18 protein-coding genes and 16 other annotated features are annotated in these 15,124 nt (G+C 51.1%); of the genes, 9 read left to right on the top strand and 9 right to left on the bottom strand.

Annotation, left to right across the window (positions count from 1 at the left end; all coding sequences use genetic code 11):
- Positions 1-65: 65 nt before the first annotated feature.
- The 3 genes from fabI to STM1698A form a co-directional block, all read right to left on the bottom strand.
- Positions 66-867, bottom strand: a protein-coding gene (gene fabI, locus STM1700; protein ID NP_460659.1) for an enoyl-[acyl-carrier-protein] reductase (NADH). Within the gene, positions 66-854 belong to an annotated coding region; the region does not span the whole gene.
- Positions 862-867 (bottom strand) — a ribosome-binding site (putative RBS for fabI; RegulonDB:STMS1H001885). It overlaps the preceding gene by 6 nt.
- A gap of 104 nt (positions 868-971) precedes the next feature.
- Positions 972-1,276, bottom strand: a protein-coding gene (gene ycjE, locus STM1699) for a putative cytoplasmic protein (protein NP_460658.1). Within the gene, positions 972-1,271 belong to an annotated coding region; the region does not span the whole gene.
- On the bottom strand, positions 1,246-1,425 hold the full coding sequence (locus tag STM1698A) for a putative e6 protein (protein NP_460657.1): 180 nt from the start codon (positions 1,423-1,425) through the stop codon (positions 1,246-1,248). Before STM1698A ends, ycjE begins: the two co-directional genes overlap by 31 nt.
- Positions 1,271-1,276: a ribosome-binding site (putative RBS for ycjE; RegulonDB:STMS1H001884), on the bottom strand. It overlaps the preceding gene by 6 nt.
- 27 nt (positions 1,426-1,452) lie before the next feature.
- Positions 1,453-1,458, top strand: a ribosome-binding site (putative RBS for STM1698; RegulonDB:STMS1H001883).
- Between STM1698A and STM1698 the strand changes: the two genes are divergently transcribed.
- Positions 1,453-2,833 (top strand): putative inner membrane protein gene (locus STM1698; RefSeq protein NP_460656.1). Within the gene, positions 1,460-2,833 belong to an annotated coding region; the region does not span the whole gene. (Overlaps the previous feature by 6 nt.)
- 458 nt (positions 2,834-3,291) lie before the next feature.
- Positions 3,292-3,297 (top strand) — a ribosome-binding site (putative RBS for STM1697; RegulonDB:STMS1H001882).
- The gene (locus tag STM1697) for a putative diguanylate cyclase/phosphodiesterase domain 2 (RefSeq protein ID NP_460655.1) occupies positions 3,292-3,895 on the top strand. Within the gene, positions 3,299-3,895 belong to an annotated coding region; the region does not span the whole gene. Its footprint overlaps the feature before it by 6 nt.
- Before the next feature lie 128 nt (positions 3,896-4,023).
- Here the strand turns inward: STM1697 and sapF are convergent.
- From sapF to pspF, 6 genes are all read right to left on the bottom strand, one after another.
- The gene (sapF, locus tag STM1696) for an ABC superfamily peptide transport protein (protein NP_460654.1) occupies positions 4,024-4,846 on the bottom strand. Within the gene, positions 4,024-4,830 belong to an annotated coding region; the region does not span the whole gene.
- The gene (gene sapD / locus STM1695; RefSeq protein ID NP_460653.1) for an ABC superfamily peptide transport protein occupies positions 4,832-5,832 on the bottom strand. Within the gene, positions 4,832-5,824 belong to an annotated coding region; the region does not span the whole gene. The genes sapF and sapD overlap by 15 nt, the downstream gene beginning before the upstream one ends.
- Positions 4,841-4,846 (bottom strand) — a ribosome-binding site (putative RBS for sapF; RegulonDB:STMS1H001881). It overlaps the preceding gene by 6 nt.
- Positions 5,824-6,724, bottom strand: a protein-coding gene (sapC, locus tag STM1694; protein NP_460652.1) for an ABC superfamily peptide transport protein. Within the gene, positions 5,824-6,714 belong to an annotated coding region; the region does not span the whole gene. The genes sapD and sapC overlap by 9 nt, the downstream gene beginning before the upstream one ends.
- Positions 5,827-5,832 (bottom strand) — a ribosome-binding site (putative RBS for sapD; RegulonDB:STMS1H001880). Its footprint overlaps the gene before it by 6 nt.
- Positions 6,701-7,680, bottom strand: a protein-coding gene (sapB, locus tag STM1693; protein ID NP_460651.1) for an ABC superfamily peptide transport protein. Within the gene, positions 6,701-7,666 belong to an annotated coding region; the region does not span the whole gene. Before sapB ends, sapC begins: the two co-directional genes overlap by 24 nt.
- Positions 6,719-6,724, bottom strand: a ribosome-binding site (putative RBS for sapC; RegulonDB:STMS1H001879). Its footprint overlaps the gene before it by 6 nt.
- Positions 7,663-9,312, bottom strand: a complete 1,650-nt coding sequence (gene sapA, locus STM1692) for an ABC superfamily peptide transport protein (RefSeq protein NP_460650.1) — start codon at positions 9,310-9,312, stop codon at positions 7,663-7,665. The genes sapB and sapA overlap by 18 nt, the downstream gene beginning before the upstream one ends.
- Positions 7,675-7,680, bottom strand: a ribosome-binding site (putative RBS for sapB; RegulonDB:STMS1H001878). Its footprint overlaps the gene before it by 6 nt.
- A 111-nt stretch (positions 9,313-9,423) precedes the next feature.
- The gene (gene pspF, locus STM1691; RefSeq protein ID NP_460649.1) for a transcription activator occupies positions 9,424-10,419 on the bottom strand. Within the gene, positions 9,424-10,404 belong to an annotated coding region; the region does not span the whole gene.
- Positions 10,414-10,419: a ribosome-binding site (putative RBS for pspF; RegulonDB:STMS1H001877), on the bottom strand. Its footprint overlaps the gene before it by 6 nt.
- Positions 10,420-10,562: 143 nt before the next feature.
- Positions 10,563-10,568: a ribosome-binding site (putative RBS for pspA; RegulonDB:STMS1H001876), on the top strand.
- Between pspF and pspA the strand changes: the two genes are divergently transcribed.
- The 7 genes from pspA to ycjF all read left to right on the top strand — a co-directional run bounded on the left by pspA (position 10,563) and on the right by ycjF (position 15,121).
- Positions 10,563-11,243 (top strand): phage shock protein gene (pspA, locus tag STM1690; RefSeq protein NP_460648.1). Within the gene, positions 10,575-11,243 belong to an annotated coding region; the region does not span the whole gene. It overlaps the preceding feature by 6 nt.
- 48 nt (positions 11,244-11,291) lie before the next feature.
- Positions 11,292-11,297: a ribosome-binding site (putative RBS for pspB; RegulonDB:STMS1H001875), on the top strand.
- Positions 11,292-11,527 (top strand): phage shock protein gene (gene pspB / locus STM1689; protein ID NP_460647.1). Within the gene, positions 11,303-11,527 belong to an annotated coding region; the region does not span the whole gene. It overlaps the preceding feature by 6 nt.
- Positions 11,512-11,517 (top strand) — a ribosome-binding site (putative RBS for pspC; RegulonDB:STMS1H001874). Its footprint overlaps the gene before it by 6 nt.
- Positions 11,512-11,886 (top strand): phage shock protein gene (pspC, locus tag STM1688; RefSeq protein NP_460646.1). Within the gene, positions 11,527-11,886 belong to an annotated coding region; the region does not span the whole gene. The genes pspB and pspC overlap by 16 nt, the downstream gene beginning before the upstream one ends.
- A 13-nt stretch (positions 11,887-11,899) precedes the next feature.
- Positions 11,900-11,905, top strand: a ribosome-binding site (putative RBS for pspD; RegulonDB:STMS1H001873).
- Positions 11,900-12,127 (top strand): phage shock protein gene (pspD, locus tag STM1687; protein ID NP_460645.1). Within the gene, positions 11,909-12,127 belong to an annotated coding region; the region does not span the whole gene. It overlaps the preceding feature by 6 nt.
- Positions 12,128-12,190: 63 nt before the next feature.
- Positions 12,191-12,196, top strand: a ribosome-binding site (putative RBS for pspE; RegulonDB:STMS1H001872).
- Positions 12,191-12,517, top strand: a protein-coding gene (gene pspE / locus STM1686; protein ID NP_460644.1) for a phage shock protein. Within the gene, positions 12,203-12,517 belong to an annotated coding region; the region does not span the whole gene. Its footprint overlaps the feature before it by 6 nt.
- A 129-nt stretch (positions 12,518-12,646) precedes the next feature.
- Positions 12,647-12,652, top strand: a ribosome-binding site (putative RBS for ycjX; RegulonDB:STMS1H001871).
- Positions 12,647-14,063, top strand: a protein-coding gene (ycjX, locus tag STM1685; protein NP_460643.3) for a putative ATPase. Within the gene, positions 12,660-14,063 belong to an annotated coding region; the region does not span the whole gene. Its footprint overlaps the feature before it by 6 nt.
- Positions 14,044-14,049, top strand: a ribosome-binding site (putative RBS for ycjF; RegulonDB:STMS1H001870). (Overlaps the previous gene by 6 nt.)
- The gene (ycjF, locus tag STM1684) for a putative inner membrane protein (protein ID NP_460642.1) occupies positions 14,044-15,121 on the top strand. Within the gene, positions 14,060-15,121 belong to an annotated coding region; the region does not span the whole gene. Before ycjX ends, ycjF begins: the two co-directional genes overlap by 20 nt.
- The last annotated feature ends 3 nt before the right edge of the window (positions 15,122-15,124 follow it).

Below are 15,124 nucleotides of genomic sequence, written 5' to 3'. Positions count from 1 at the left end.
GATGAGTGGTGAGTGAGGGGAATGGGGCAGCACAGCCGTGCCGCCCGCTAATAAACTTAATGCGCTTACTTCAGTTCCAGTTCATTCATTGCCGCAATGCTGAACCCGCCGTCAACATGGACGACTTCGCCAGAAATGCCTGCCGAGAGATCGGAACACAGAAACGCCGCTGAGTTACCCACATCTTCAATGGTCACGGTGCGACGAATTGGCGTAACGGCTTCACAATGCGCCAGCATTTTACGGAAGTCTTTAATACCGGACGCCGCCAGCGTGCGGATTGGACCCGCAGAGATGGCGTTGACGCGAACCCCTTCCGGTCCCATAGCGTTTGCCATATAACGCACGTTGGCTTCCAGAGAGGCTTTCGCCAGACCCATGACATTGTAGTTCGGGATGGCGCGCTCCGCTCCCAGATAAGACAAGGTCAACAGCGCAGAACCCGGATTCAGCATGGTGCGGCAGGCTTTCGCCATGGCAACAAAGCTGTAAGAGCTAATATCGTGAGCGACTTTAAAGCCTTCGCGGGTAACCGCATTAACATAATCGCCGTCCAGCTGATCGCCAGGCGCGAAACCGATCGAGTGTACAAAACCGTCAAATTTCGGCCAAACGTTACCCAGCTCCGCAAACATAGCGTCAATGCTGGCATCTTCAGCGACATCACACGGTAAAACGATGCTGGAACCCAGCTGGGCAGCAAATTCTTCTACGCGGCCTTTCAGTTTGTCGTTCTGGTAGGTGAACGCCAGTTCAGCTCCTTCGCGGTGCATCGCCTGTGCGATACCGTAGGCGATGGACAGTTTACTGGCCACGCCAGTGACCAGAATGCGCTTACCGGAAAGAAAACCCATAGCTTTAATCCTTATAGTCATTGCTTATTTTTTGCTTTTACGAACAATGGTTAACAGCAACTTTTCAACATTATTCGAAATTAGTCTGAAATTATATCCCACTCCTGGCCCCGTGTGTCACGCTATTTTTCCGCCGCTATCTCCGGCAGGTGACGTTCTAAAACCACACGGTAACGAAGTCCCTGAGGATTTTGAGCACTCCCCAGGGCCAAACTGGCAAATCAAAGAGTCTAATGGGACAGGCCCTACGGTGCAGTATACCAGCTGGTGTAAGGTTCGCCTCATCCAACCAGAGACACCGGGACGGATAGCAAGTACGATAGCGATGCGCTTTCCACCAGACAAATAAAGGTTCTGTAGGAAGCCTGAATATTCATCCAAATGGTTTACCTCACCTATTAGCGATGTTATGGACATGTAACTTTAACCAGCAAATGCTTAACAAAAATAATTTCTTTTTTAGGTGCTGAAGGTTTTCTCTATTTATTGATGCAGAGTAATACTGAATATGAAAAATTTTGGAAATCAGGTGGTTACAGTAGTTACAAATCAGGTTTTTATATGTTTGCATGTGTATTATAATAAATTTTCAGAGGATGAGACATATGCCGTTTACATTTCAGATCGGAAATCATAGTTGCCAGATATCAGAAAGGTATTTAAGAGATATCATCGATAATAAAAGAGAACATGTTTTTTCAACGTGTGAGAAATTTATAGATTTTTTCAGGAATATATTTACCAGGCGAAGTTTAATTTCTGATTATAGAGAAATCTATAATCTACTGTGCCAAAAAAAAGAGCATCCCGATATTAAAGGGCCTTTCTCTCCAGGACCATTTTCGAAGCGAGATGAAGACTGTACACGATGGCGCCCCCTTCTTGGATATATTAAACTTATTGATGCCTCCAGACCTGAAACAATAGATAAATACACTGTAGAGGTATTAGCACATCAAGAAAATATGTTACTACTACAGATGTTTTACGATGGAGTATTAGTGACCGAGACGGAGTGTTCTGAACGTTGCGTCGATTTTTTAAAAGAAACGATGTTTAATTATAATAACGGGGAAATTACGCTTGCCGCTTTGGGTAATGATAATCTACCGCCGAGCGAGGCAGGTAGTAATGGAATCTATGAGGCTTTTGAGCAACGTTTGATAGACTTCCTGACCACGCCCGCCACGGCGTCTGGTTATGAGAGCGGCGCTATTGATCAGACGGATGCATCACAACCAGCGGCAATAGAGGCGTTTATTAACTCGCCGGAGTTTCAGAAAAATATTCGCATGCGTGATATTGAAAAAAATAAAATAGGTAGCGGAAGTTATGGGACAGTCTATCGGTTACATGATGACTTTGTTGTTAAGATTCCAGTTAATGAGCGGGGAATAAAAGTGGATGTTAACTCTCCGGAGCATCGTAATTGTCATCCTGATCGTGTCAGTAAGTATTTGAATATGGCCAATGACGACAAGAATTTTTCTCGTTCGGCCATCATGAATATTAATGGTAAAGACGTTACGGTTTTAGTTTCAAAATATATTCAAGGTCAGGAGTTCGATGTTGAAGATGAAGATAACTATCGAATGGCGGAGGCGCTTCTTAAATCCCGGGGGGTTTATATGCATGATATAAATATCTTAGGTAATATTCTGGTTAAAGAGGGGGTTCTTTTCTTTGTGGATGGCGATCAAATCGTGTTATCACAAGAATCACGGCAACAGCGAAGCGTTTCTCTTGCAACAAGGCAACTGGAAGAGCAAATTAAGGCCCATCACATGATAAAATTAAAGCGGGCCGAGACCGAAGGAAATACTGAAGATGTTGAATATTATAAGTCACTTATTACGGATCTTGATGCGTTAATCGGAGAGGAAGAACAGACACCTGCGCCAGGAAGACGTTTTAAACTAGCCGCGCCGGAGGAAGGGACTCTTGTGGCTAAGGTATTAAAGGATGAATTAAAAAAATAGCATTTAGTTCCGTTCTTTTCTGCGAATCGCCGGGGGCACATTCGCTACAGATTTACCGATCAATTATTGAGAGTTGCTATTCGCTTAAAGGTCGTTCGGGGGATCTGGACAGCCTGTAGCGGAGATGCAACTCGCCACTAGGGTTGGCGATGCCGCGCTGCCATAGTGGGTGAAATGCCTCGCAATGGTGTAACAACATTAACTCGCCTTGATTTTTCCCCTCTGCCTGACAAGAAAAACCTGGCTTTACGGATGGTCTCATGCCGTCGTATTAGCGTTGTTCGGCGTAGTATGTAAATTTCCTTATAGCAATAGAAGAACATTCTCAAAACATAAAATTAGCAAGTTATCATGAAGTTAACATATATTGTTTTTTCGATCATTTTTTATATATTGATCGTTTTTATTGATTGATTTGCGTTAAAAGCGCATTATCAGGGAGTTAAGATCAAGTGGAGTGGTCACATGCGCTATTTTTTTATGGCAGAGCCGATAAGGGCAATGGAGGGGGATTTACTGGGTGTCGAAATCACTACCCATTTTGCATCGTCGCCCGCTCGTCCGCTACATCCTGAGTTTGTTATCTCGTCATGGGACAATTCGCAGAAGCGCCGTTTTCTGCTTGATCTGTTGCGGACAATCGCGGCCAAACATGGCTGGTTTCTACGCCACGGCCTATTCTGTATCGTAAATATTGATCGGGGTATGGCGCAGCTTGTCCTTCAGGATAAAGATATTCGCGCATTACTACACGCCATGCTATTTGTGGAGCTGCAGGTCGCTGAACATTTTTCATGTCAAGATAACGCCTTAATCGATCCTTTAATACACGCGCTTCATAAGCAACCTAATCCATTATGGCTGGGCGACCTGGGCGTAGGGAATGCAACTGCTGCGCCATTAGTTTGCGGGTGTTTTAGCGGCGTAAAACTTGATCGCAGCTTTTTTGTCTCACAAATTGAAAAAATGACGTTTCCGCTGCTTGTCAAACATATCCGGCGCGTTATTGTGACAAGATCGTGGTGGGGGGCCAGGAAAACACACGCTATTTGCCGGTGTTAAAAACGGCAGGCATTTGGGCAACCCAGGGCACGTTATTTCCTTCCGTTGCGTTAGAAGAGGTTGAAACATTGCTGTTGGGCAGTCGCATGAACACCCTCAGAGAATCGAACTGAGGGTATTTGTTTCGCTTAGCGATCCTTTCGCCATGCGTCAGCGGTCAGCGCCTCGCCAAAATGGCCTGCGATTAAACGGCGGGTAAGCTCATGTAGCGGAGAGGCGAGCACATCGGCGGTGCTGCCGCGTTCAACCACTTCCCCCTGATGCATCACTAATACCTGATCGCTAATATGCTTCATCATGCCGATATGCTGCGTGACATAGATATAGGAGATGCCTTGCTTTTCCTGCAATTCAAGCATCAGATTGATGAGCTGCGAGCGCATGGACATATCAAGCGAAGCCAGCGCTTCGTCCGCGATAATGACTTTAGGGCGTAAAATCAGCGCGCGGGCCAGGCCCAGACGCTGTTTCTGCCCCGGCGCCAGCATATGCGGGTAGTAGCTTACGTGATCGGGCAATAGCCCCACCATACGCATCGTCTCGACAATCTGTTTGCGCCGCTGTTCCGGCTCCAGATCGGTATTAAGGCGCAGGGGGAAGTCAAGGATCTGCGAAATACGTTGACGTGGATTCAGTGACGTTGAGGGGTCCTGAAAAATCATTCGAATACGTTGGCTTCGAAACGAATAGTCGCCGTAATGCAGGGGATGATCGTCAATAAGAAGCTCGCCGCTGGTGGGTTCAATCATGCCGGCCAGCATCTTCGCCAGCGTGGATTTGCCGGAACCGTTTTCGCCGATAATGGCCAGGGTCTGACGCTCACGAAGCGTAAAGCTTAATGGTTTCACGGCGTCGACGGTCTGGCGACGAAACCATCCTGTCCGGTAGCGAAAGGTTTTACTCAGGTTGCGCACTTCAAGCAGAGTTTCCACCATATCACTCTCTCTCCATATTCAGCGGAAAATGACAGGCATAGAGATGATTTTTCGCGCCGGTTAAGCGTGGCGTGATAATGCATTCTCGTTGCGCGTAAGGGCAGCGTGGCCCCAGACGACAACCTATCGGTAACTGCTCCAGTAGCGGGATCGCGCCTGGCAGCGTATTCAGACGGCTTTTATGCGGCATCGCGCTGCCAAAATCCGGAATCGCGCGGATAAGCGCCTGCGTATAAGGATGATGTGGCATCGTCACCAGATCTTTACTTGGCGCGGTTTCTACCGTCTGGCCGCAGTATAAAACGTTGATTTTATCAGCCCACTGACTCAGCATTTGCAGGTCGTGGCTAATCAACAGAATGGTGGTATTACTGTTTTGATTCAGTCGGGTCAGCAGGCGAAAAATTTGCGCCTGCGTCGTTGGTTCCATTGAGTTGGTGGGTTCATCAGCGATCAGGAGTCGCGGTTGATTCGCCAGCGCGATAGCGATCATAACTTTCTGACACTCACCATCGGTCAGTTCATAGGGAAAACTGCGCATCGCGTCTTTATGATCTTTAATTCCCACCCGGTGCAGTAATTCAATTGCACGCCGTTTACGCCAGCCTAAACGCTGCCACCAGCGGCCTTTATAGGTCCAGGCGGGAATATTTTGCATTAACTGGCGGCCGACGCGTTCGGAAGGATCAAGGCACGACTGCGGCTCCTGGAAGATCATCGACACATTATGTCCGACCAGCTTACGCCGTTCACGTGAGGAGAGGCGCAGCAGATCGATATCATCAAAACGCATACGGTCGGCAGTGACTCGCCAGTTGTCTTTCGCGACGCCGCAAATAGCTTTAGCAATCAAGCTCTTTCCGGAACCCGATTCACCTACCAGGCCGCGAATTTCACCTTCGCTTAATGTCATACTGACGCGATCGACCGCTTTTACCCAACCTTCGCTGGTTTTAAATTCAATGGTGAGATTGCGGATATCCAGTAACGGCATTATTCCACCCCCGCAATAATCGCACGACGAATCCCATCTCCGAGCAGGTTTACCAGTAAAACACTGAGCGTTATCGCCGCGCCGGGTAGCATAACGGTCCACGGCGCGACATAGATTAGCTCCAGCGCATCCCCCAACATGGCGCCCCATTCAGGAGAGGGAAGCTGCGCGCCGAGATCTAAAAATCCCAGCGCGGCGATGTCCAGAATCGCCATCGACAGCGCCCGGGTAATTTCGGTGACCAGACCGGCGGTAATATTCGGTAAAATGGCGAACCACAGAATATTCAGCGTTGTCGCGCCATCCAGACGGGCGGCAATGACGTACTCTTTTTCCAGTTCATCATGCACCATGCTGTAGACGGAACGTACCATTCGCGGCAACAGGGCCAGCCAGACGGCAAACATCGCGTGTGACAGATGTGGGCCGGCAAATGCCACGACGATAATCGCCAGCAAGAGCGAAGGGATGGAAAGCAGCGTGTCCAGAATATGGTTCAGCACGGCAGAGCGTAAACCGTGCGTCGCGCCTGCCACTACGCCGAGGACTAATCCACATAGCGTAGCCGCCAGCGTTACGATAAACGCGCCGCCGACCGTGGGCGCCGCGCCGCTTAACAGGCGGCTCAGCACATCGCGCCCCAGATCGTCAGTCCCCAGAAAAAAGGAGACTTCGCCATAGCGTGACCAGGAGGGTGGCAGTAGCTGATAGCCCAGAAATTGCTGATCGATACCATAGGGCGCGATCCAGCCGCCAAAAATACACAGCAACGCCAGACCGGCGCATCCATACAGACCCACCATCGCAGGCGCGTCGCTATAAAATTTACGCCAGGCAGTGCGCAGGGTGCCTGGCGGGCGCTTTTCGCTGTATACGCTATCGTAAGGCATACCATTCCTTATGTTTCAGAGGGTTAGCCATAGCACCCAAAATATCGGAAATCACATTGACCACAATAACCAGCGACCCAATGACCATCACGCCAGCGGAAATAGCGGCATAGTCCTGCTGACGAATGGCGTGAATTAACCATCGTCCCAGCCCAGGCCAGCTGAAAACCATTTCGGTAATCATCGCCAGCGTTAACATGGTTGAAAACTGCAGACCAAGACGGGGAATGACCGGCGGCAGCGCATTATGCAACACGTGACGGCGTAAAATCGTAAAGCGCGATAAGCCGCGCGTGGCCGCCGCTTTAACGTAGTTCTGATCGTAGACCTCAATAGTGCTGATTCGCATCAGGCGGATCACTTCTGTGGTCGGCGCGACGGAGAGCGTGAGCACCGGTAAAACCATATGCCGTATGGCGCTCATCACCATTTCATCACGCCATGGCGAATCTGAAATCCAGGCGTCAATGATGGCGAAACCGGTAACCGGTTTAACTTCATAAAGCAGGTCAAATCGCCCGGATACCGGCAGCCACCCCAGCGTGAGCGAAAAGAACAGTGTGAGCAGAAGCGCCAGCCAGAAAACCGGAATTGAGAAACCTAATAGTGCCAGCGCGCTGATAAAACGATCCGGCCATTTGCTACGCGTCACGCCCGCCAGCATCCCGACCGGGATGCCGACCATCAGCGCAAAACCAAAGGCGAGAATGCACAGCTCCATCGTGGCGGGAAACACCTCTTTAAGCTGTTCGGAGATCAGCTGGCCGTTAATGCTGGACACGCCAAAGTCCCAGTGCAGCAGACCGTTGAACCAGAAAACCCAGGCATTCCATAATGATGCGCCTTGTAGCGGCGCATGCGGCGTAAAATAGCTCAGGCTAAAGCCGATAAAGGTCAGGAAGAAGAGCGTCACCAGCAACAGCAATAACCGACGCAGGGTGAAGATAATCATGGTTTTTTCACCTCTTCGTGTTTTTCGCGGGAGACGCCGGCAAAAGACGCATTGCCGAACGGGCTTAACACCAGCCCTTTAATATCGTAGCGGTAAGCCTGCAGGCGTAGTGATGATGCCAGCGGCAGTATCGGCAGCTCTTTCTCCAGGATATTCTGCGCTTCCTCATACGCTTCTATGCGCGAAGCCAACTGCTGCGACGACAGTGCCTTACGCAGCACGCTGTCAAATTCAGGGTTACACCAGTGGGCGAAATTGGTTTGCGAATTGATGGCCGCACAGCTTAACAGCGGTCTGAAAAAGCTATCCGGATCGTTGCTGTCCGTGGCCCAGCCGGATAAGGTCAGATCGTGATTCATATCCATCAGGCGCGCCTCCTGAAAACGACCTTCAACCGGCACAATGACCACTTTTACGCCAACCTGCGCCATATCCGCCTGAATAAGCTCCGCCGTTTTTAGCGGACTTGGGTTCCAGGCCTGAGAACTGGTCGGCACCCAGAGATGCAGCGTAAGATTCTCAATGCCCAGCGCTTTTAGCTGTTCGCGCGATTTTTGCGGATTGTACTCCGTAATTTTGGCATCGTTATCGTAAGCCCATGAGGCTCTCGGTAAAATGGAGGCTGCGGTTTCCGCCGTGCCGTAATAAATCGACTGCATCAGGCGCTGGTTGTTGATCGATAAGGCCAGCGCATGGCGCACTGCGGGATTATTCAACGGCGGCTTATCGGTGTTAAAGGCCAGATAGGCGATATTCATCCCCGGGCGCAACGTCAGACGTAAACGCGGATCGTCGCGTAAAATAGTTAGCTGGCTGGCGGCGGGCCAGGCCAGAACATCGCATTCACCGGTCAGTAATTTCGATAAACGCCCGGTACCGCCGGAGCCTAAATCCACCACCACTTGCGGCATCAGCGGTTTGCCGCGCCAAAACCCATCGTGGCGCTGGAGACGAATAAACTGCCCGGCACGGTACTCCGAAAGCTGGAAAGGCCCGGTACCGACCGGTTGGCGGTCTAGCAGTTCCTGACGATCTTTTCGGCTAAGCTGCGCGGCGTACTCAGCGGACATGACGGAAGCGTAGTGTGTAGCCAGATGCCATAAAAAGGAGGCGTCTGGCTGCGTCAGGCGAAACTCAACGGTGTTATTGTCCAGCTTACGCACGCTTTTTACATTGTCGGCGAACTGTAGGCTATCAAAGTAGGGGAAGCTACTGCCGTTGATGTTATGCCACGGATGTCGACGATCGAAAATCCGCTGAAAGGTAAAGACGACATCATCAGCATTGAGTTTTCGGGTCGGCGTAAACCAGGCGGTTTTTTGAAAGGAAACGTCGCGGCGCAGGTGAAAACGGTACGTTGCCCCGTTATCCAGCACTTCCCAGCTTTCTGCCAGCTCTGGGACTAAACGATAAGTATAGGGATCGACATCCAACAGGCGATCATATAACTGGGCGGCCAGGGTATCGACGATGAGGCCGCTGCTCGCTTTTTGCGGATTAAAGGTGTTGACCTGCCCGCTGACACAATACACAAAGCCGCTATCGCGAATATCTGCACTCGCAGTTTGTTCGGGCGCAGTCGCAGCCGTAGCCTGACTACTTAGTAGACCCGCTATCACGATCAGAGACGATAAAACCAGGCGCATAATAGTTAAGTTTTTGAAGTTCAATTTGCAAAGTGTATCGCACTTCGGCCCGCCACGTAAAAATGTCGGTGGATAACTGGCGTAAATGTCGTCAATTAGCCGGAGAAATAGCTAAAGCTGATGCTTTTTAAGCAAGGCGCGAAACTGGTGGTAGGTGAGCGCCAGCAAATCGGCGGCTCGTTTCTGGTTAAACTTCGCCTGCTGTAAGCTACGTTGCAGCAGCGCTTTTTCCTGTTGCAGTTGAAACTCACGTAATTTGAGCGGCAGGTCAGGCGTGACGGATGCCGCTGGCAGGGCGGGCGCGGGCGGTTCAGCGGGATGGCGTTGAAAAGGATCGATAACAATTTCATCCAAAGGTTGTTCACTACTGCCGTGGCGATACACTGAACGTTCGACTACGTTTTTCAGCTCGCGGACATTACCTGGCCAGGCGTAATGCAACAACGTTTCTTTTGCCCGATCGGTAAAACCGGGAAATAAGGGCAGACGTAGCTCACGACACATCTGAATAGCAAAGTGCTCGGCCATCAGCATGATATCGCTCTGGCGTTCGCGCAGCGGCGGCAGTTGTACAACATCAAAAGCCAGCCTGTCGAGCAGATCGGCACGAAATGTCCCTTCCTTCACCATGGCGGGTAAATCGGCATTAGTGGCGCATACTAATCGCACATTAACCTGTAACGGCTGGCTGCCGCCGACGCGCTCTAGCTCGCCATATTCAATCACCCGCAGCAGCTTTTCCTGTACCAGCATCGGCGCTGTCGCCAGTTCATCCAAAAACAGCGTGCCGCCATCGGCGCGTTCAAAGCGACCGGGATGACGTTTTTGCGCCCCGGTAAAAGCGCCCGCTTCATGGCCAAACAGTTCGGAGTCCAGCAGATTTTCGTTAAGCGCCGCGCAGTTAAGCGAGATAAGCGGCCCCTGCCAGCGTGAAGAGAGATAATGCAGTCGATTGGCGATAAGTTCTTTACCCGTCCCGCGTTCGCCAATAATCAGCACTGGCTTATCCAGCGGCGCGAGCCGGGAGACTTGTTCCAGTACTTCAAGAAAACGGTTTGCCTCGCCGAGCAGGTTATCTTTAAATTCAGCCATGATGAAAATCGCCACTTGTTAGTGTTTTTCACCACTTTATCCTTTTTTGCTGGCGAGGTAAAACGAAACAATTTCTTTATTATCAGTGGTATGAAAAGTTGGCACGCAAATTGTATTAATCACATAGCAGGGCATCGCCCGTTATCAGAACATTATGTGAGGATTGAATTATGGGTATTTTTTCTCGTTTTGCCGACATCGTGAACGCCAATATCAATGCGTTGTTGGAAAAAGCGGAAGATCCGCAGAAGCTGGTGCGCCTGATGATTCAGGAGATGGAAGATACGCTGGTGGAGGTTCGCTCGAACTCCGCGCGAGCTTTAGCGGAAAAGAAACAGTTATCCCGTCGTATTGAACAGGCTACGGCTCAGCAGATCGAGTGGCAGGAAAAAGCGGAACTGGCCCTGCGCAAAGATAAAGACGATCTGGCGCGCGCCGCATTGATTGAAAAACAAAAGCTGACCGATTTAATTGCTACGCTTGAACAGGAAGTCACGCTGGTGGATGACACGCTGGCGCGCATGAAGAAAGAGATTGGCGAGCTGGAAAACAAACTCAGCGAAACACGCGCTCGCCAGCAGGCGCTGATGCTGCGTCATCAGGCGGCGAGTTCTTCCCGCGATGTCCGTCGTCAGCTTGACAGCGGCAAACTGGATGAAGCCATGGCGCGGTTTGAATCCTTTGAACGTCGTATCGATCAAATGGAAGCGGAAGCGGAAAGCCATCGTTTTGGTAAGCAGCAATCGCTGGACCAACAGTTTGCCAACCTGAAAGCCGATGATGAAATCAGCGAGCAGCTGGCGCAGTTGAAAGCCAAAATGAAGCAAGATAATCAATAATGACAATGGCGGCGCCGATACGCGCCGTCGCTCATCAGCTTTAGGTGTAAGGAGAACGCATGAGCGCGCTATTTCTGGCCATCCCGTTAACCATTTTTGTGTTGTTTGTGTTACCGATTTGGCTGTGGCTGCATTACAGCAACCGCGCCGGTCGGGGAGAACTGTCGCAAAGCGAGCAGCAACGCTTACTGCAACTCACAGACGATGCGCAACGTATGCGCGAGCGCATTCAGGCGCTGGAAGACATTCTTGATGCAGAGCATCCGAACTGGAGAGAGCGCTAATGGGTGGAATCAATCTGAATAAAAAACTATGGCGTATGCCGCAAAAGGGCATGGTGCGTGGCGTTTGCGCCGGGATCGCCGACTACCTTGATGTACCGGTAAAACTGGTGCGTATTCTGGTCGTGCTGTCGATTTTCTTTGGGCTGGCGTTTTTTACCGTAGTGGCCTATATCGTTCTGTCTTTTGTACTGGACCCTATGCCGGATAATCTGGCCGCAGGCAAACCGCAGCCGACCAGCGGCGAACTGCTGGATACCGTAGACAGAGAGCTTGCCGCAGGCGAAAAGCGTTTGCGAGAAATGGAACGCTACGTCACGTCAGATACGTTCACACTGCGTAGTCGTTTCCGTCAACTGTAAGTGATATATCGGGAAGGTGAAGATGAATACTCGCTGGCAACGCGCCGGGCAGAAGGTGAAGCCCGGCTTCAAAATAGCAGGTAAGCTGGTTCTGTTGACCGCGTTACGCTACGGGCCTGCCGGCGTGGCGGGATGGGCGGTAAAATCCGTCGCCCGTCGTCCGCTAAAAATGTTGCTGGCGTTTGCGCTGGAGCCAGTACTTCGTAAGGCGGCGAATAAAATTTCGCAGCGTTACAAATAGCGAGTCTGGTCATAATATTTCGTTAAGCTCTGGCGTATAGTGTGTGCGAAATACATTACGTGTCAGGACGGAAGTATGTTGAAAAAAGGAATATTTGCGTTAGCGTTATTCATAGCCATGCCGCTTTATGCCGCAGAATACTGGATAGATGTCCGCATTCCGGAACAATATCAGCGAGAGCATATTCAGGGCGCGATTAATATCCCATTGAAGGAGATTAAATCTCATATCGAAACGGTAGTTCCAGACAGGAACGATACGGTAAAGTTATATTGCAACTCCGGGCGACAGTCGGGCATGGCAAAACAAATGTTGCTTGATATGGGGTATACGCACGCGATGAATATGGGCGGTATCAGTCGTCTTGATATGCCGAAAGTAAAAAAATAGATAATCTATTGCTCAATACTCATACTAACCGCGGCGCTTAATGCGCCGTTGTTGATCTCTCCGGGTAGTTGATAATAACGTTTTTGCACATATCTATAACGCAGGCTCATTATTATTTTTTCTTCTCTTCAGGCTCAACAGGATGTCAATGAAGCGACTTAAAACTGAATTCAACGCGCTGGTCAATCGTGGGGTAGACAGGCATTTGCGTCTTGCCGTAACCGGGTTGAGCCGCAGCGGTAAAACGGCGTTTATTACGGCGATGGTTAACCAGTTGCTTAATGTCCACGCGGGCGCGCGCTTACCGTTGCTCAGCGCGGTACGCGAAGAACGCCTGCTTGGCGTAAAGCGTGTGCCTCAACGTGATTTTGGTATTCCCCGTTTTACCTACGACGAGGGGATACTTCAGCTTTATGGCAATCCTCCCGCCTGGCCCACACCGACGCGCGGCGTCAGTGAGATTCGGCTGGCGTTGCGCTATCGCTCCAACGACTCGCTGCTGCGCCATTTTAAAGATACCTCGACATTGTATCTGGAGATTGTGGACTACCCAGGGGAATGGTTACTCGATCTGCCCATGCTGGCTCAGGATTATTTAAGCTGGTCCCGTCAGATGAACGGCTTGTTACAAGGACAACGCGCTGAGTGGGCCGCAAAATGGCGGCAACTTTGCGACGGGCTCGATCCGCTGGCGCCCGCCGATGAAAACCGGCTGGCGGAGATTGCCGCCGCCTGGACGGATTATTTGCATCAGTGTAAATCGCAGGGATTGCATTTTATTCAGCCTGGACGGTTTGTTTTGCCGGGCGATATGGCGGGCGCGCCAGCATTGCAGTTTTTCCCGTGGCCGGATGTGGACGCCTTCGGCGAGTCAAAACTGGCGCAGGCGGATAAACAGACCAACGCTGGAATGCTGCGCGAACGCTTTAACTACTATTGCGAAAAAGTGGTCAAAGGGTTCTACAAAAATCATTTTCTACGCTTTGATCGCCAGATTGTGCTGGTCGACTGTCTGCAACCGCTTAATAGCGGGCCGCAGGCGTTTAATGATATGCGTCTCGCCTTAACGCAGCTGATGCAAAGTTTTCACTATGGCCAGCGGACTCTGTTTCGTCGTTTGTTTTCGCCGGTGATTGATAAATTGCTGTTCGCCGCGACGAAAGCCGACCATGTCACCCTCGACCAACATGCCAATATGGTGGCCTTGCTCCAGCAGCTTATTCAGGATGCCTGGCAAAATGCCGCGTTTGAAGGCATTAGTATGGATTGCCTGGGGCTGGCGTCGGTACAGGCGACCACCAGCGGTGTGATTGAGGTCAACGGCGAAAAAATCCCGGCTTTACGTGGAAACCGTTTGAGTGACGGCGCGCCGTTAACCGTGTACCCCGGCGAAGTGCCTTCGCGTTTGCCGGGGCAAGCGTTTTGGGATAGTCAGGGTTTTCAGTTCGAAGCCTTTCGTCCGCAGGTGATGGATGTTGATAAACCGTTACCGCATATTCGTCTGGACGCTGCGCTGGAGTTTTTAATAGGAGATAAGCTGCGATGAGCGAACCGTTAAAACCGCGTATTGATTTTGCAGAACCGCTAAAGGAGGAACCTACGTCGGCCTTCAAAGCGCAGCAAACTTTCAGCGAAGCGGAGTCGCGTACATTTGCGCCTGCAGCTATCGATGAGCGCCCGGAAGACGAAGGCGCGGCAGAAGCGGCGGTCGATGCCGCGCTGCGCCCCAAACGCAGCCTGTGGCGTAAAATGGTGATGGGAGGACTGGCGCTGTTTGGCGCGAGCGTGGTCGGGCAAGGCGTACAGTGGACAATGAATGCCTGGCAAACTCAGGACTGGGTCGCTTTAGGCGGCTGTGCCGCAGGCGCGCTGATCGTTGGCGCTGGCGTGGGATCGGTGGTCACGGAGTGGCGGCGATTATGGCGCTTGCGCCAGCGGGCGCATGAACGCGATGAAGCGCGTGAACTGTTACATAGCCATAGCGTCGGGAAAGGTCGCGCATTTTGCGAAAAACTGGCGCAGCAGGCGGGGATTGATCAATCACATCCGGCATTACAACGTTGGTATGCCGCTATTCACGAAACGCAAAACGACAGGGAAATCGTCGGTTTGTATGCGAATCTGGTACAGCCGGTACTTGACGCGCAGGCGCGACGTGAGATTAGCCGTTTCGCCGCGGAATCGACTCTGATGATCGCCGTCAGCCCGTTAGCGTTGGTGGATATGGCGTTTATTGCCTGGCGTAATTTACGCCTGATTAACCGCATCGCAACGCTGTATGGCATTGAACTTGGTTATTACAGCCGCCTTCGTCTGTTCCGTCTGGTGTTGCTGAATATCGCGTTTGCGGGAGCCAGTGAGCTGGTGCGTGAAGTCGGTATGGACTGGATGTCTCAGGATCTGGCCGCACGCTTGTCCACGCGTGCGGCGCAGGGGATTGGCGCAGGTCTCCTTACCGCTCGACTGGGAATAAAAGCGATGGAGCTATGTCGACCATTGCCGTGGATCGATAACGATAAACCACGTCTCGGTGATTTTCGTCGTCAGCTTATCGGTCAGCTAAAAGAGACGCTGCAAAAGAGTAAGTCGTCGCCTGAGAAATGACCT

The sequence above is a fragment of the Salmonella enterica subsp. enterica serovar Typhimurium str. LT2 genome (assembly GCF_000006945.2).
Taxonomy (GTDB): domain Bacteria; phylum Pseudomonadota; class Gammaproteobacteria; order Enterobacterales; family Enterobacteriaceae; genus Salmonella; species Salmonella enterica.
This window is presented reverse-complemented; position numbering and strand designations above follow the sequence as displayed.

Excerpts from the sequence above, each read along its gene's own strand:
- fabI (NP_460659.1), bottom strand. The coding sequence starts at position 854 with ATGGGTTTTCTTTCCGGTAAGCGCATTCTGGTCACTGGCGTGGCCAGT.
- ycjE (NP_460658.1), bottom strand. The coding sequence starts at position 1,271 with ATGTCCATAACATCGCTAATAGGTGAGGTAAACCATTTGGATGAATAT.
- STM1698A (NP_460657.1), bottom strand. The coding sequence starts at position 1,425 with ATGCAAACATATAAAAACCTGATTTGTAACTACTGTAACCACCTGATT.
- STM1698 (NP_460656.1), top strand. The coding sequence starts at position 1,460 with ATGCCGTTTACATTTCAGATCGGAAATCATAGTTGCCAGATATCAGAA.
- STM1697 (NP_460655.1), top strand. The coding sequence starts at position 3,299 with ATGCGCTATTTTTTTATGGCAGAGCCGATAAGGGCAATGGAGGGGGAT.
- sapF (NP_460654.1), bottom strand. The coding sequence starts at position 4,830 with ATGGTGGAAACTCTGCTTGAAGTGCGCAACCTGAGTAAAACCTTTCGC.
- sapD (NP_460653.1), bottom strand. The coding sequence starts at position 5,824 with ATGCCGTTACTGGATATCCGCAATCTCACCATTGAATTTAAAACCAGC.
- sapC (NP_460652.1), bottom strand. The coding sequence starts at position 6,714 with ATGCCTTACGATAGCGTATACAGCGAAAAGCGCCCGCCAGGCACCCTG.
- sapB (NP_460651.1), bottom strand. The coding sequence starts at position 7,666 with ATGATTATCTTCACCCTGCGTCGGTTATTGCTGTTGCTGGTGACGCTC.
- sapA (NP_460650.1), bottom strand. The coding sequence starts at position 9,312 with ATGCGCCTGGTTTTATCGTCTCTGATCGTGATAGCGGGTCTACTAAGT.
- pspF (NP_460649.1), bottom strand. The coding sequence starts at position 10,404 with ATGGCTGAATTTAAAGATAACCTGCTCGGCGAGGCAAACCGTTTTCTT.
- pspA (NP_460648.1), top strand. The coding sequence starts at position 10,575 with ATGGGTATTTTTTCTCGTTTTGCCGACATCGTGAACGCCAATATCAAT.
- pspB (NP_460647.1), top strand. The coding sequence starts at position 11,303 with ATGAGCGCGCTATTTCTGGCCATCCCGTTAACCATTTTTGTGTTGTTT.
- pspC (NP_460646.1), top strand. The coding sequence starts at position 11,527 with ATGGGTGGAATCAATCTGAATAAAAAACTATGGCGTATGCCGCAAAAG.
- pspD (NP_460645.1), top strand. The coding sequence starts at position 11,909 with ATGAATACTCGCTGGCAACGCGCCGGGCAGAAGGTGAAGCCCGGCTTC.
- pspE (NP_460644.1), top strand. The coding sequence starts at position 12,203 with ATGTTGAAAAAAGGAATATTTGCGTTAGCGTTATTCATAGCCATGCCG.
- ycjX (NP_460643.3), top strand. The coding sequence starts at position 12,660 with ATGTCAATGAAGCGACTTAAAACTGAATTCAACGCGCTGGTCAATCGT.
- ycjF (NP_460642.1), top strand. The coding sequence starts at position 14,060 with ATGAGCGAACCGTTAAAACCGCGTATTGATTTTGCAGAACCGCTAAAG.